The 14612-nt window shown below is 69.4% G+C and carries 15 protein-coding genes and 1 tRNA gene; 9 read left to right on the forward strand and 7 right to left on the reverse strand.

Going from position 1 to position 14612, the window contains the following annotated elements; genetic code table 11:
* Positions 1–931: NAD(P)/FAD-dependent oxidoreductase (locus tag MFF30_RS17550; protein WP_238280767.1), on the forward strand; the 931-nt coding region annotated here is incomplete at its 5' end.
* 93 nt (positions 932–1024) lie between these two features.
* Here MFF30_RS17550 and MFF30_RS17555 read toward each other — a convergent pair.
* The 3 genes from MFF30_RS17555 to MFF30_RS17565 all read right to left on the reverse strand — a co-directional run bounded on the left by MFF30_RS17555 (position 1025) and on the right by MFF30_RS17565 (position 5856).
* Positions 1025–2458 carry a mannose-1-phosphate guanylyltransferase/mannose-6-phosphate isomerase gene (locus tag MFF30_RS17555; RefSeq protein WP_238280768.1) on the reverse strand — a complete coding sequence of 478 codons (1434 nt, stop codon included), beginning with the start codon at positions 2456–2458 and terminating at the stop codon, positions 1025–1027.
* Positions 2459–2614: 156 nt separating this feature from the next.
* Positions 2615–4780 carry a methylmalonyl-CoA mutase gene (scpA, locus tag MFF30_RS17560; RefSeq protein ID WP_238280769.1) on the reverse strand — a complete coding sequence of 722 codons (2166 nt, stop codon included), beginning with the start codon at positions 4778–4780 and terminating at the stop codon, positions 2615–2617.
* A 167-nt stretch (positions 4781–4947) separates the two neighbouring features.
* Complete coding sequence (locus MFF30_RS17565) at positions 4948–5856, reverse strand: N-formylglutamate amidohydrolase (RefSeq protein WP_238280770.1); 909 nt, start codon at positions 5854–5856, stop codon at positions 4948–4950.
* A gap of 208 nt (positions 5857–6064) precedes the next feature.
* Here MFF30_RS17565 and cpdR point away from each other — a divergent pair, with 208 nt between their 5' ends.
* The 4 genes from cpdR to MFF30_RS17585 all read left to right on the forward strand — a co-directional run bounded on the left by cpdR (position 6065) and on the right by MFF30_RS17585 (position 8127).
* A complete protein-coding gene (gene cpdR, locus MFF30_RS17570; protein ID WP_003603128.1) occupies positions 6065–6421 on the forward strand; it encodes a cell cycle two-component system response regulator CpdR in 357 nt (118 codons plus the stop codon).
* A gap of 92 nt (positions 6422–6513) precedes the next feature.
* On the forward strand, positions 6514–6771 hold the full coding sequence (grxC, locus tag MFF30_RS17575; RefSeq protein WP_238280771.1) for a glutaredoxin 3: 258 nt from the start codon (positions 6514–6516) through the stop codon (positions 6769–6771).
* Entirely contained in the window at positions 6768–7616 is an 849-nt protein-coding gene (locus tag MFF30_RS17580; protein ID WP_283205916.1) for a carbon-nitrogen hydrolase family protein, read from the forward strand. Before grxC ends, MFF30_RS17580 begins: the two co-directional genes overlap by 4 nt.
* 25 nt (positions 7617–7641) lie before the next feature.
* Complete coding sequence (locus MFF30_RS17585; RefSeq protein ID WP_238280772.1) at positions 7642–8127, forward strand: DUF1178 family protein; 486 nt, start codon at positions 7642–7644, stop codon at positions 8125–8127.
* 60 nt (positions 8128–8187) lie between these two features.
* Here the strand turns inward: MFF30_RS17585 and MFF30_RS17590 are convergent, their stop codons facing one another.
* Together MFF30_RS17590 and MFF30_RS17595 are read right to left on the reverse strand one after the other, a co-directional pair.
* Positions 8188–8676, reverse strand: coding sequence for a disulfide bond formation protein B (locus MFF30_RS17590; protein WP_238280773.1), 489 nt, complete (start codon positions 8674–8676; stop codon positions 8188–8190).
* Positions 8677–8678: 2 nt separating this feature from the next.
* Complete coding sequence (locus MFF30_RS17595) at positions 8679–9260, reverse strand: YqaA family protein (RefSeq protein WP_238280774.1); 582 nt, start codon at positions 9258–9260, stop codon at positions 8679–8681.
* Positions 9261–9450: 190 nt separating this feature from the next.
* Here MFF30_RS17595 and MFF30_RS17600 point away from each other — a divergent pair.
* Positions 9451–9534, forward strand: a tRNA-Leu gene (locus MFF30_RS17600).
* Positions 9535–9566: 32 nt separating this feature from the next.
* Here the strand turns inward: MFF30_RS17600 and MFF30_RS17605 are convergent.
* Entirely contained in the window at positions 9567–10262 is a 696-nt protein-coding gene (locus tag MFF30_RS17605) for a glutamine amidotransferase-related protein (protein WP_238280775.1), read from the reverse strand.
* A 183-nt stretch (positions 10263–10445) separates the two neighbouring features.
* Positions 10446–11630: a ceramide glucosyltransferase gene (locus tag MFF30_RS17610; protein WP_238280776.1), complete on the reverse strand. Its 1185-nt coding sequence runs from the start codon at positions 11628–11630 to the stop codon at positions 10446–10448.
* A 179-nt stretch (positions 11631–11809) separates the two neighbouring features.
* On the opposite strand from MFF30_RS17610, the gene MFF30_RS17615 reads away from it, so the two are divergent.
* From MFF30_RS17615 to MFF30_RS17625, 3 genes are read left to right on the forward strand one after another with little or no spacing between them, the layout of a single operon-like run.
* The gene (locus tag MFF30_RS17615) at positions 11810–12772 is read left to right on the forward strand and encodes an NAD(P)/FAD-dependent oxidoreductase (protein WP_238280777.1); all 963 of its coding nucleotides are present in this window, start codon (positions 11810–11812) and stop codon (positions 12770–12772) included.
* Positions 12769–13683: a histone deacetylase family protein gene (locus MFF30_RS17620; protein ID WP_238280778.1), complete on the forward strand. Its 915-nt coding sequence runs from the start codon at positions 12769–12771 to the stop codon at positions 13681–13683. Before MFF30_RS17615 ends, MFF30_RS17620 begins: the two co-directional genes overlap by 4 nt.
* A gap of 47 nt (positions 13684–13730) precedes the next feature.
* On the forward strand, positions 13731–14573 hold the full coding sequence (locus MFF30_RS17625; RefSeq protein ID WP_238280779.1) for a creatininase family protein: 843 nt from the start codon (positions 13731–13733) through the stop codon (positions 14571–14573).
* Positions 14574–14612: the final 39 nt, after the last annotated feature.

Genomic DNA, 14612 nt, shown 5'->3' on the forward strand with positions numbered 1-14612 from the left:
GCGCCGGACCCGGCGCGAATACGCCTTTGCCTACAAGGATCTGGTCACGGCCTTGCGGGCGGTACTGCCGGAGCGGGCCGAACTCCGCTTCGGGCGCGTCACCGATATCGCCAGCGGAGCGGACCTCCAGCGCGTCACCCTGAGCGACGGCTCCGTGGTGGAGGGCCGCCTCCTCATCGTCGCGACGGGGCCGGGCGCTGCCATCCATCGGCGCGTCGGGATCGACATCGTGGATGCCCAGCGCGACCACTCGATCTGCATCGGATTCTACCTGGAGGCGCCCCCGGCGGCGTTCCCGTTCGAGTCGATCGTCTATTACGGCGAGCGCTGGAACGACCGCGTGTCCTATATCTCGCTGTTCCCGATCGGGTCGCGCATGCGCGCGAACCTGTTCGTGTATCGCGAGCACGACGAGCCCTGGATCCAGGCGTTCCGTGCCGATCCCGCCGAGACCCTGCGGCGGACGCTCCCGAACCTCGAGCGGGTGTGCGGACCCATCGAGATCGCGGGCAACCTCGATATTCGTCCGATCGACCTTCGCCAGACGCAGGGGCACGAGCGCGCCGGTGTGGTCCTGATCGGTGACGCCTACTGCACCTCATGCCCCGTCTCCGGAACCGGTATGCACAAGGCCCTGATCGACGTGGAGCGCCTCTGCCGGGAGTACGTGCCGGCCTGGCTCGCGACGCCAGGTATGGACGCCGACAAGATTTCCACCTTCTACGCCGACACCGTGAAGACCGAGTTCGACCGGAACAGCCTCGCGATCAGCAATCGCCTGCGCGGTCTTGCCGTGGGGCGTGGCGCCCGGTGGCGCGTTTCCCGCGCGGCGGCGAAGGCCCGCTCGGCCTGCGCCTTCACCGTACACCGCTGCGCGCACTTCGCCGCCGTCATGGCCGCACCAGTCACGGAGTTTCTGGAGCGGATCTGAGGTCGCGCCCGCAGCATGGTCGCGCCGGAGACCGTTGCCCTGGGGCCATCCCGGCCCATCCGACGTCGTCGGGCGGGCCGGAGCATCGCGGTCCTACCGTCCGTAGATATCCTCGACGCGGATGATGTCGTCCTCGCCGGTGTAGGAGCCGACCTGGACCTCGATGAGCTCCAGCGGGATCTTGCCGGGGTTGGTCAGACGATGCATCGAGCCGATCGGCAGGTAGACCGCCTCGTTCTCGTGCACCAGCACGACCGCGTCGTTGAGCGTGACTTCCGCCGTGCCCTTCACCACCACCCAATGCTCGGCACGATGGAAGTGCTTCTGGAGTGAGAGCCGGCCGCCCGGCGTCACCATGATGCGCTTGACCTGGAAGCGCTCGCCGATGTCGATGCGCTGGTACCAGCCCCAGGGCCGGTACATCCGGCGATGGGCGTCGGCCTCCGGGTACGCCTTCGCGCGCAGGTTCGCGACGAGGTCCTTGACCTGGGAGGCCCGCGCCTTCGACGTCACCAGGACCGCGTCGGCGGTCGCCACCACCACCACGTCGTCGAGGCCCACTACCGTCGTCAGGTGATCGCCCTCGCTGTGGATCAGGCTGCCACGGGTATCCACGGTCTCGACCCGGCCGCGCAGAGCATTGCCGTCCGCATCGCGCGGGAGCACCTCCCAGACCGCGTCCCAGGTCCCGACATCGGACCAGGGAAAGGAGACCGGGCGCACGCCGGCCCGCTCGGTGCGCTCCATCACGGCGTAGTCGATGGAGGTCTTGGGCGCCCGGCCGAAGGCGGCCGCATCGAGGCGCACGAAGTCGAGGTCGCGGACTGCACCCGCGAGAGCGGCCTGGGTGGCCTCCAGGATCTCCGGTGCGTAGGCTTCGAGTTCAGCCAGCATCACGTCGGCGCGGAATAGGAAGTAGCCCGAGTTCCAGAGCGCGCCTTCGGCGATGAGACGCTCGGCCCCGGCCCGGTCCGGCTTCTCCACGAAGCGCGCGACCCGGTGATTCCCGGAGACGTCATCGAGGGGCTCGCCGACGCGAATGTAGCCATAACCGGTGGCCGGTGCCGTCGGGGTGACGCCGAGCGTCATGATCTGTCCGGCCCGCGCTCCGGCGGCGGCGGCCCGGGCGGCCTCGACGAAGGCCGGCGTGTCGCCGATGACGTGGTCGGCGGCCATGATCAGCACCACGGCTTCCGGGTCCTGGGCGGCCGCGTGGAGGGTGGCGACCGCCACCGCGGCGGCCGAGTCGCGCCGATCGGGCTCCAGGATGATGTCGGCCGCGATGCCGGCCTGGGCGAGTTGCTCGGCGACGATGAAGCGCGCATCGCTGCTGGTGAGCACCGTGGCGCGGGCGAAAACGCCGTCATCCGTCAGTCGGCGGGCCGTGTCCTGGAAGGTGGAGCTGTCCGGATTGATCAGCGGGGTGAACTGCTTGGGCATGCTCTCGCGCGAGGCCGGCCAAAGCCGCGTGCCCGATCCGCCGCACAGGATCACCGGATAGATCAGATGGCCGGACCGCTCTGACATGACACTCTCCTCCCAGATGATCATGCACGCCGATGTGCGCACACCTCAAAATCTGCTGAGGGTCCTACCGTGTCACGGGTAGAACCGCCATCGTTCGCGGCGCCCTGCTACGACAGAAACTCGGCTTTCAAAGACGTTTTCTGACCCGCGGACTGCTTACTCCGCCGCTTGGCGGGCAGCGTAGCCCAGGCGTCCGTTCAGCTCCTCGATCAGCTTCACGGCGGCTTCCGCGATCACGGTGCCGGGCGGGAAGATCGCCGAGGCACCGGCGGCGTAGAGGGCATCGTAGTCGCCTGGCGGGATCACACCGCCGATGACGATCATCACGTCGCCACGGCCCTGCTCCGTCAGCGCCGCCTTCAACTCGGGCACCAGGGTCAGGTGACCGGCGGCCAGCGACGATACGCCGACGATGTGGACGTCGTTCTCCACCGCCTGCCGCGCGGCTTCGGCGGGGGTCGCGAAGAGCGGTCCGATATCCACGTCGAAGCCGAGATCGGCGAAGGCGGAGGCGATGACCTTCTGGCCCCGGTCGTGCCCGTCCTGACCCATCTTGGCGACGAGGATGCGCGGGCGGCGCCCGTCGTTCTCCTCGAAGGTCTCCACGAGCTTGCGAACGGTCTCGACCACCGGCGACATGCCACCCACCTCCCGCTTGTAGACGCCCGAGATCGAGCGGATCTCCGCCCGGTGACGGCCCCAGGCCTTCTCCAGGGCGTCCGAGATCTCGCCCACCGTGGCCTTGGCCCGCGCCGCGCTCACGGCGAGTTCGAGGAGATTGCCCGTCCCTTGCGCTGCCGCCGTCAGCGCGGCGAGCGCGGCGTCGACGTCGGCCTGGCTGCGCTCGGCCCGCAGGCGCTTCAGCTTGTCGATCTGCAGGGTGCGGACATTGCCGTTGTCGACGCGCATCAGCTCGATGGCGCGGTCGTCGTCCGGCTTGTACTTGTTGACGCCCACGATGGTCTGGCGGCCGGAATCGATCCGGGCCTGGGCGCGGGCGGCGGCTTCCTCGATGCGCAGCTTCGGGATGCCGGCCTCGATCGCCTTGGCCATGCCCCCCAGTTCGTCGACCTCGCGCAGGTGCTCCCAGGCGCGGGCGACGATGTCCTGGGTGAGCTTCTCGACGTAGTAGGAGCCGCCCCACGGATCGACGACGCGCGTCGTGCCACTCTCCTGCTGCAGGAAGAGCTGGGTGTTGCGGGCGATGCGGGCCGAAAAGTCGGTGGGCAGGGCCAGCGCCTCGTCCAGCGCGTTGGTGTGCAGGGACTGGGTGCCCCCTTGCGTGGCCGCCATCGCCTCGATGCAGGTGCGGGTGACGTTGTTGAATACGTCCTGGGCGGTCAGCGACCAGCCGCTCGTCTGCGAGTGGGTGCGCAGCGGCAGGGACTTGTCGGATTTCGGCTCGAACTCCTTGACGAGCTTGGCCCAGATCAGGCGCGCGGCCCGCATCTTGGCGATCTCCATGAAGAAATTCGTCGAGATGGCCCAGAAGAACGACAGGCGCGGGGCGAACTGGTCGATGGTCAGGCCGGCGGCGAGGCCAGCCTTGATGTACTCGACGCCGTCGGCCAGCGTGTAGGCGAGTTCGAGGTCGTTCGTCGCCCCGGCTTCCTGCATGTGGTAGCCGGAAATCGAGATGGAGTTGAACTTGGGCATGTTCTTGGAGGTGTAGGCGAAGATATCGCCGATGATCCGCATCGAACCCGCCGGGGGGTAGATGTAGGTGTTGCGGACCATGAACTCCTTGAGGATGTCGTTCTGAATCGTGCCGGCGAGCTTCTCCGGAGGCACGCCCTGCTCCTCGGCCGCCACGATGTAGAGGGCGAGGATCGGCAGCACCGCGCCGTTCATCGTCATCGAGACGGTCATCTCGTCCAGCGGAATGCCGGAGAACAGGGTCCGCATGTCGTAGATCGAGTCGATGGCGACGCCCGCCATGCCGACATCGCCCGAGACGCGCGGGTGGTCGGAATCGTAGCCCCGGTGGGTGGCGAGGTCGAAGGCCACCGACAGGCCCTTCTGACCGGCGGCGAGGTTGCGCCGGTAGAACGCGTTCGAATCCTCCGCCGTGGAGAAGCCGGCGTATTGCCGGATGGTCCAGGGCTGGGTCACGTACATCGTCGGGTAGGGGCCGCGCAGGTAGGGCGCCACACCCGGATAGGTATCGAGGAACTCGATGCCTTCGCGGTCCTGCGGACCGTAGACGCCCTTCACCGGGATGCCCTCGGGCGTCATCCAGGGTTCGCCGATGGGCGGCACCGGGGCCGGAACGGCGTCGGCCGCGTACGGAACGGTCGCGAAGTCGGGGATGCGAGACGTCATGGGCTCTGGCTCGTGCGGCGGCAGCGTGCCTGCATTATAGGTACGCGCTCGGTCTGGGCTACTCCTAACCGGACTCGCACCGGATGGGGTCGGCAAAAGCGTCACTTTCCCGCGCGGACCGGCGAAATCTTTTCGGGGTCGCCGCAAAACTTTCTTGGATCAAAACCTTATTCGGCAGCCATCCGGGCCGGTGAGAGACCCTGCACCTCGGCGGCCACGGCCGCCACGACGCTGCGCAGATGCCACACCAATTCCGAAAACCCCGGGGTGATCGCGAGGGTCGCCTCGTTCATGTAGAGGCCCCGGTTGATCTCGATCTGAAGGGCGTGGCGCTCGACGTTCGGCTCGCCGTAATGCTCGGTGATGAACCCACCGGCGTAGGGCTTGTTGCGCAGGACACGGTAGCCCCGCGCCCGCAGGTGGTGCTCGAAGGCGTCGATCAGGATCGGCGCGCAGGCGGTGCCGAAGCGGTCGCCCAGGACGACGTCGGCCCGCGCCGCCTCGTCGCGCCCGAGGCTCGACGAAGGCATCGAGTGGCAATCGATCAGGATCGCGTGCCCGAACCGGCGGGCCGTGCGCTGGATCAGGCTGCGCAGGGTGCGGTGATAGGGCTTGTAGAGGGACTCGATCCGCTCCACCGCGACCTCCACGGGTAGGCGCCCGCGATAGATCTCCTGCCCGTCGGCCACGAGGCGCGGAATGGTGCCGAGTCCGCCCGCCACCCGCATGGAGCGTGTGTTGGCGAAGGCCGGCAGGCGCCCGTCGAACATGCGCGGATCGAGTTCGTAGGGCTCCCGATTCACGTCGAGGAAGGCGCGCGGGAAATGCGCCCGCATCAGGGGCGCGCCGAGATCGACCACCGGTGCGAACAGCCGATCCACATGCGCATCCTCCGAGCGCCGCAGCGCGAGGCCCCCGAGCCGCGAGGCGGCGAGAAAGGCCGGCGGATAGACCGCACCCGAATGCGGCGCGTTGAACACGAAGGGGAGGATGTGCTCGGTCGGCTCATCCACCGTGAAGGGCGGATCGAAGGCCGCCGCTCCGGACGCCTCGGGGGCTTGGGACGACTCTGTCATCGCGGCGTGGGCGCCTCGGTGCGGACGGAACAACGCATGCGCTCACTTTGCGGTTTGCCGGCTGGCCTGTCCAGCAGAACGGGCGCGCCGCGAAGCCGCTGCGGGTGCCGTTGGACACCCCGGCCGGAGCGCTTGGCAACGTTCTGTTTACCAAGCCGGTGCTTTGTGGAAAGAACACCACGAATCAAAAGGTACGGGACGCCGCGCGATGAAAATCCTCCTGGCGGAAGACGACAACGACATGCGCCGCTTCCTGGCCAAGGCGTTGCAGAACGCCGGCTATGACGTGCTGTCGTTCGACAACGGCCTCTCGGCCTATAACCGCCTGCGCGAAGAGCCCTTCGAACTGCTCCTCACCGATATCGTGATGCCCGAAATGGACGGCATCGAGCTGGCGCGCCGCGCCACCGAGCTCGACCCGGACATCAAGGTGATGTTCATCACGGGCTTCGCCGCGGTGGCGCTCAACCCGGATTCCAAGGCCCCGAAGGACGCCAAGGTCCTGTCCAAGCCGTTCCACCTGCGCGATCTCGTCAACGAGGTCGAGAAGCTGTTGGCGGCCTGAGCAATCCTCGCCCCGTCTCTGACTGACCGGTAGTAGGAAGTGCGGTCGCGCTCGCCTATATGCTGGTTGGATTGGGGTGGGGCGTTACGACGATGAAGCCGGTCACAATCTACACAACCGCCTGGTGCCCGTATTGCTCGGCGGCCAAGAGCCTCCTGCGCGACAAGGGCATCGCCTTTACCGAGATCGACGTCGAGAAGACCTCCGGCTCGCGCGCCACGATGGTGCAGCGGGCGGGCGGGCGCACAAGCGTCCCGCAGATCTTCGTGGGCGACACCCATGTGGGCGGCTGCGACGACCTCTACGCTCTGAACGGCGCCGGCAAGCTCGACCCGATGGTGGCCGCGTGAGCGCCGAGCCCCGGTTCACCGCCGCCTGCGTGCAGATGCGCTCCGGGCGCGATCCGCTCGCCAACCGCGATGCCGCCGTGTCCCTGGTGCGCGAGGCCGCCGATGCGGGCGCGCATTACGTGCAGACGCCCGAGATGACCTCCCTGGTGGAGCGCAGCCGGACCAGCCTGTTCGAGAAGGTCACGGAGCAGGACGACGACCTGACCCTGGCGGCCCTTCGCGAGGTCGCGCGTGCGCGCGGCATCGTGATCCAGATCGGTTCGCTCGCCGTGCGCAACGGCGACAAGATCGCCAACCGCGCCTTCCTGATCGATACCGAGGGCGCGATCACCGCATCCTACGACAAGCTGCACCTCTACGACGTCGATCTGCCCAACGGCGAGCGCTGGCGGGAATCCGCCACCTATACGGGTGGTGCCTGCGCGGTGGTCGCCGACACGCCCTGGGCGCCGATCGGGCTCGCCATCTGCTACGACATCCGCTTTCCCGCCCTCTACCGGGCGCTGGCTGAGGCCGGGGCGGCGATCCTCACGGCACCCGCCTGCTTCACGCAGCAGACCGGCGAGGCCCACTGGCACGTGCTCCACCGCGCCCGCGCCATCGAGACGGGCTCCTTCATGATCTCGGCTGCGCAGGGTGGGCATCACGAAGACGGGCGCGATACCTACGGACACTCGCTCATCGTCGATCCCTGGGGCAAGGTGCTGGCCGATGCCGGCGGCTCCGAGCCCGGCGTGATCCTGGCGGAGGTCGACCTGTCCCGCGTCACCGACGCCCGCGCCCGTATCCCGACCCTCCAGCACGCGCGCCCCTTCACCGTCGAGCGCGTCGGACGTCCCGCCTGACCCTCGTTCCCCGAAATCCGGTCCCATGATCCGCTACACCCTCGCCTGCGAGGCCGGGCACGGCTTCGAGAGCTGGTTTCCATCCAGTGATTCCTACGACGCGCAGGCCGCGCGCGGGCTGGTCACCTGCCCGGTCTGCGGATCGGCACGCGTCGGCAAGAGCATGATGGCGCCCTCCGTCGCCCGTACCGACCGGGGCCCGCGCGCGGCCGCCGCCGAAGCGTCCTCAGAGCCCGCCCTGCCAGTGCCGACGGTGGCGTCGACGCCGGAACTCGCGCCCAGCGAGCCCGAGCAGCGCCTGCGAGCCCTGATGCAGGCTCTGCGTGCCCAGGTGGTCCGGAACGCCGACGATGTCGGCACGCGCTTTCCCGAGGAGGCCCGCCGCATCCATTACGGCGAGGTGGAGACCCGCGCGATCTACGGGGAAGCCAGCGTCGACGAGGCACGAGCCCTCATCGACGAGGGCATCGACGTCGCGCCACTGCCGCCGGCCCTCGACGACCGGCATTGATATCCGGGCCTTCGCCGAAGGTTTTTCCGCCGTATCGCCGGCCCCTTCGCCGAACGATGCCTAGCGCCTGAGTGCCGCCGTGCCGGCCACCGAGGCGAGCGTGAAGGCGATGAGCCCGTTCCAGCCTGCCAGGGAAATTCCGAGGAAGCGCCAGGCGGCGGTTGAGCAATCCGCCACCCGCGTGGTCTGCAGGGTATTCAGGAAGTCGCCGATTTCCTTCGGGTTCGCGCCCGCGCCGCCGCCGCAATCCGTGGGTCCGGCCCAGAGCGCCCACTCGGCCCCCGCGTGATAGACGCTGAGCCCGGCACCGTAGAGCAGGCCGATGGCCGCGAGCCCGAGGACGAGACGGGTGGCCCAGGCGGGAACGACCAGCCCGAGGAGCGCCAGCGGGATCGCCGCGTAATAGGGAATTCGCTCCTGCAGACAGAGCTTGCACGGCACGTAGCCGAGCCCCCACTGGAAATAGAATGCGCCTGCGATCGTCAGCACGGAGCCGACGAGGAGGAGGAGGGCCGCCCGGCGCAGGCGGAGGAGCGAAGCGTAGTCCATCTCTACAGAAGCACCTTGAACAGAACGAAGCCCAGGATGATCACCGCGACGGAGATCGCCGCGACGACGTTGAGGTGCCGGTCGAGCACCCCACGGATCTGAACGCCGTAGCGGCCGAGAAGTCCCGCGAGCAGGAAGAAGCGTGCACCGCGCGTGAGCAGCGACAGCACCACGAACCAGAACAGGTCGTAATGCGCGAAGCCGGACGTGATGGTCACGAGCTTGAACGGGATCGGCGTCAGCCCTTTGAGCAGGATCACCCAGTGCCCGTACTGCGCGTAGGAGGCCTGGAAGGTCGCCGCTTTGTCGGTGAGCCCGTAGACCCGGAACACCCATTGCCCGATCGAATCGAACAGCAGCGCGCCGATGGCGTAGCCGAGCACGCCGCCCGCCACCGAGGCCAGGGTGGTGACGAGGGCGTAGAACCAGACCCGGTCCGGCCGGCTCACCGCCATCGGCACCAGCATCACGTCTGGCGGCACGGGGAAGAACGAGCTTTCCGCGAAGGCGACGGCACCGAGGGCGTAGGGCGCGGACGGCTTACCCGCCAGCGCGAGGATCCACTCGTAGAGGCGACGGATCATGAACGGGTCCGGGATGGCTGGAGAACGGCGAAACGGCGCCTTTGACCACACCGCGCCTGGGCTGGCGAGCGGCCCGGGGCCGCATCTGCCGACAAAACCGCGCGGCCGGGCCCGAAAGCGGACAGGGCGCGCATCCGGTCCGGCAATCGGTTGACAGCCGCAGGCCCGCGCGGCAGGACATGCGGCGCGTGCCCGCGTGGTGGAATGGTAGACGCGTCCGACTCAAAATCGGAAGCCGAAAGGCGTGGGGGTTCGAGTCCCTCCGCGGGCACCAGCGACGATACGGCTCTGCCACCGTCCCGCTCCTCATTCCGCTTCGAGAAACCGCGCGATCCATCGCTTGACGCGGGCGCCGTCACCCGGCCGCTCCAGGGACGCGAGGGCGTCGCTGCGCTGTTTCGGGTCGAGGTCCCCCGGCCGGTGGCCGGCGATCAGCGCACGGGCGTAATCCGCCGCGAATTCCGGATGGAACTGGAACGAGATCGCGCGCCGGTCGGCATAGGCCAGGATGCCGTGCGGGGTGAAGGCGCTGCCGGCGAGCGTGCGGGCGCCGGGCGGCAACGCCACCACCTGATCCTGATGGATCGCCGGAACCGACACCGTGACCGTGTCGTCCATCCACGGCGCCCGCTCGTCGATGTCGTAGGCGTGCAGCCCGAGTCCCCACCCCTTCGCGGATTTCTCCACCCGCCCGCCATAGGCCTGCGCCATGGCCTGATGGCCGAAGCAGATGCCGACAAGGGGCTTGGCCCGGTCGAGGCGGCGCAGGAAATCGAAGAGGTCCGCGATCCAGGGGAGGGGATCGTAGGCTCCGGCGGGTGACCCCGTAACGATGACGGCGTCGTAACGCTCCGGGCCGGTCGGCCAGTCGCCGCGAGTGATGTCGTGGATAGTGCCGACATGCCCGGTCTCGAGTAGGTCTGCCGTCATCCGTCCGTAGCCGGGATAACGGTCCCGCAGCCGCTCCGGCGGTGCGCCCGCTTCGAGGATCGCGATTCTCATGCGCACCCCATAGCCGAGCCCAGCTTTAGCTCCAGCCGAAATACGCGCCCGAAATCACGAGACCGACCGCGATGCCCCAGAGGTTTAAGGCGTCGAGGCCCCAGTGGAGTCCGTCTTCGTCTGCATCGCGCCATCCCCTTCGCCGGTTGTCACCGGCCCTCGGGTGAAGGCAAGGCCCAGCCGTCAGGCAGCACTGGCGCGCGAGCGCCGCCAGGACCGGGGCGGGGCCGGATCGAAACCGCCGGCCTTGGGGCGAATGTCCATCGCATTGCCGCGCCAGAGAATCGCGCCCCGCATCCAGGCGCAGGTCCAGAGGGCCGGGATCAGGGTGTCGCGGATGAGGAAGGCGAGGAGGAGCCGCGGCCGGCGATACCATCCGGCCCGGTGGGCGAGGCCGATCTCGGCCCCGTACCAGAGGGTGGTGAGGCAGAGAAGGATCGCCGCGAGGCTGAGGGAAGGCGTGGCCGCGAGCGCGATGCCGAAGGGCAGGAGTGGACCGCAGCCGATCTCGGGGGCGAAGAAGAGTGGAAACGTGACCCGGCGCAGGCGGGCCCAGCGCAATTGGCGCGACCAGACCTCCGACAGGGTACGGCGGCCGAGAGGCTGGTCGAAGGGCGCGGCGACGAGGTGGACCCGGGCGCCCGCCGCGCGCACCAACTTGGTGGCCGCCGCATCCTCGGCGATCTCCGCGGCCAGGGCCCGGATGCCGCCCCGCGCTTCCAGGAACGGCTTGTGCCAAAGCATGCTCTTGCCCTGTGCGAAGCCGAGGCCGAGGGCCTCGCCGGTATATTGCCAGCGCGCCTGGAGGGTGTTGAGGAAGGCGCATTCCACCGCGGCGAACAGGCCGTCCGGCCGGGCGCCGATCGGCGTCGAGCAGACGAGGCCGGTATTCGGGCGCCAGGCCGCCTGGAGTTGCTGCAGGTAGTCCGGCGGCATCGCGACGTTGGAATCGGCGAGCACCACCCAATCGTGCCGGGCCGCCTCCCAGCCCCGCACGCAGTTGTTGAGCTTCGGGTTGTCGCTGATGCGCTCGTCGCCGACGATCAGGCGGGCGGGGATCCCCGGATGCGCGGCCATCAGGCGGCGCAGCAGGGGAACGATCGGGTCGTCCGCATCCGCCACGCAGAACAAGATCTCGTAATCCGCATAGGCGAGCTGGAAGCCCCGCGTCAGCAATTCCTCGCTGAACGCCTCGATGCCGCAGACGGGACGGACGAGGGAGACCGGCGCGCCCGCCGGAACCAGACCTATGCTCTGCCCACGCCCGATCCGGCGGGCGGCCATTGCAATGCCCGCGAGGTTGATCAGCGTGAGGGCGCCGCAGAGGGCGAGCGCCACGAGCGTGCCGGTCGTGCCCAGGTCACGCATCGCCGCGTTCCACATCGGCCCCTCCCACATCCGCGACCTCTCCCCTGGCGGGCCTTGCGGCACCCGTCGCGCACCGGCCCACCGGACACGGGGTCGCGGTGCTTCGCGCATCAGCGCCCCTAACAGCCCGGATGCTTCAAGCGTATGACAGGGCAGCGGTGTCGTGAGGGAGACGGGGTTTGGCCAGGCCGGCGCAGGTGGCGATCGTGGGGGCCGGAATGGCGGCGGCGAGCGCGGCGCGCCGCCTCGCCGAGGCCGGGTTCGCCGTGAGCGTGTTCGACAAGGGACGCCAGGTCGGGGGCCGCATGGCGAGCCGCCGAGACCGCGAGACCGGGCTCCGCTTCGACCACGGCGCGCAGGTCCTGCGCGCCCATGGGCCGGCCTTCCGGCATTGCCTCGACGATTGGCGCGCGCGCGGGATCGTGGCGCCCTGGGATGCGCCCGGCACGGACGCGGCGGTGCCCGACATGACAGCCCCGGTGCGCGATCTCCTCGCCGGCCTCGAAGTCCATGTCGGGCGCACGGTGACCAGCTTGACGCGGGATGCCGCCGGATGGCGCCTCGCCCTCGCCGAGGCGCCCGAGGCCCGCGTGTTCGACGCGCTGGTGCTCACGCCCCCGGCTCCCCAGACCGAGCGGCTTCTTGGCTCGATGGCACCTAACGTCGGCGCGGCGGGCTTCGCGGGGCTCCGCGAGGCCGCCTATGCGCCGTGCTGGTCGTTGATGCTGGCTACGCCGCAGGAGCTTCCCTTCGCGGGCGATGTGCTCCGACCGGACGAGGGTCCGATCGCGGCCGTGTTCCGGGAGAGCGCGAAGCCCGGCCGGTCGGAGACTGCGCCCCACGTCACCCTCCACGCCTCGCCTGAGTGGTCGGCGGCACATCTGGAGGAAACCCCCGAGGCGGTCGAGGCCGCTTTGCTCGCGGCCCTCGGCGCGCTCCTCGGCATGGCCATCGCCCCGACCCATCGGCGCGCTCATCGCTGGCGCTACGCCCTGGTGACCGCGACCTGCGGTGCGCCCTACTTGTACGATGCGGCCGCGCGGCTCGGCTATGCGGGCGATGCCTGCCTCGGGCCGCGCGTCGAAGCCGCCTACGACAGCGGCGCTGCCTTGGCCGACCGGCTGGCGGCGGATCTCGCATGAGCCTGCCCATCGTCTTTCACCCGGCCTACGAGGCGACCCTGCCGGAGGGGCACCGCTTCCCCATGCGCAAGTACGGCCGGCTTGCCGAGATCCTGGCGGCGCGGGGCCTGGTGCCGAACGGCTTCGCCCGCCCTGAGCCCGCCGGCGCCGAACTCCTCGCGGTCGCCCACGACCGCGCCTACGTGGAGGCCGTGCTGGCCCACGATGTCTCGCGCGAGATCGAGCGCACCATCGGTCTGCCGGTGGGCGAATCGGTGGTGGCTCGCTCCTGCGCGTCCGTGGGCGGAACCCTGCTGGCAGCGCGGCTGGCCCTGGCGCACGGCATCGCGGGCAGCACGGCCGGGGGCAGCCACCACGCCCGGCGCGAGACCGGGGCGGGCTTCTGCATCTTCAACGACGTCGCGGTGGCGGCGCGCCAGCTTCACGCCGACGGCACCATCGCCCGCGCCCTCGTGATCGATTGCGACGTCCACCAGGGTGATGGTACCGCCGATTGCCTCGGCGGGACGCCCGACCTCTTCACGCTCTCGATCCACGCCGAGAAGAACTACCCGACCCGCAAGATCGCCAGCGACCGCGATGTCGGCCTGCCGGATGGCCTGGACGATGCCGGTTACCTGGCGGTGCTAGAGGCCCATGTCGGGCCGCTTCTCGACGCGATCCGACCCGACATCGTGTTCTACAATGCCGGCGTCGATCCCCACCACGACGACCGCCTCGGCCGCCTCGCCCTCACCGACGAAGGTCTTCTGGCGCGCGACCGGTTCGTCGTCGGCGAGGCCCGGCGGCGCGGGGTGCCCCTCGTCGGCGTCATCGGCGGCGGCTATTCCACCGACATCGACGCCCTGGCCGGCCGCCATGCCCTGCTCTTTACCGCAATGGTCGAGGCGGCGGGGACACCGCTCCGTTAACGCCCGAAGGCTAGCGTACCGCCGTCCCTCGTCGTTTCGAGCCCGTCATGCCACGTCCGTCCCGCTTACTCGTCGCGGCCAAGTGGGGCACCCTGTGCCTCGCGGTCCTGGTCACCGGGCTGGCGTTCGTCGGTCGACCATTGACGGCTCCGCTCTCGAGCGAGGTCGAGATCGCGCGGATGACATGGGTGGAGGTGCGCGGCGCCGTCGCGCGGGGCGCCACCACCGTGCTCGTGCCGAGCGGTGGCATCGAGCAGAACGGCATCCACATGGTGACGGGCAAGCACGACCGCATCGTCGGTTGGGCCGCGCACCGGATCGCCGAGGGGCTGGGCCAAACCCTCGTCGCTCCCGTGATCTCATATGTTCCGCAGGGCGCCTACGATCCGCCCGAAGGCCACCTGCGCTTTCCCGGCACGATCGGCGTCCCGGACGCCGTCTTCGCCGGTACCCTGGAGGGCATTGCCCGCAGCCTGAAGGGCGCCGGCTTCCGGACGATCGGCTTCCTGGCAGACCACGGGGCGAGCACAGGGCCGCAGCGGGAGGTCGCCGAGCGCCTGTCTCGGGAATGGGCTTCGCAAGGAGTCCGCGTCGTCGACGTGAGTGCGTATTACGACGATGCCGCCCAGCTCGACTGGCTCCGGGCCGCAGGTGAGACGATGGAGACCATCGGGCGCCACGCCGGGATCCAGGACACCTCCGAACTCATGGCGATCTGGCCCGAGGGGGTCGATCTCGGCCGCCTTTCCGGTATCGGGTTTCACGCCGAGGCGACCGGCGCAGGCGGCGATCCGAGCCGCGCCTCGGCCGAGCGCGGGCGGACCCTGATCGACATGCGCGTGCGCGCGGCGGTTGCGCAGATCGAGGCCGCGCGTGCCGCCGGACGCTGAGTCCGCGTGACCTGGACTGCGTACGGATCACGAGGGTTT

This window comes from Methylobacterium goesingense (genome assembly GCF_022179225.1).
GTDB lineage: Bacteria > Pseudomonadota > Alphaproteobacteria > Rhizobiales > Beijerinckiaceae > Methylobacterium > Methylobacterium goesingense.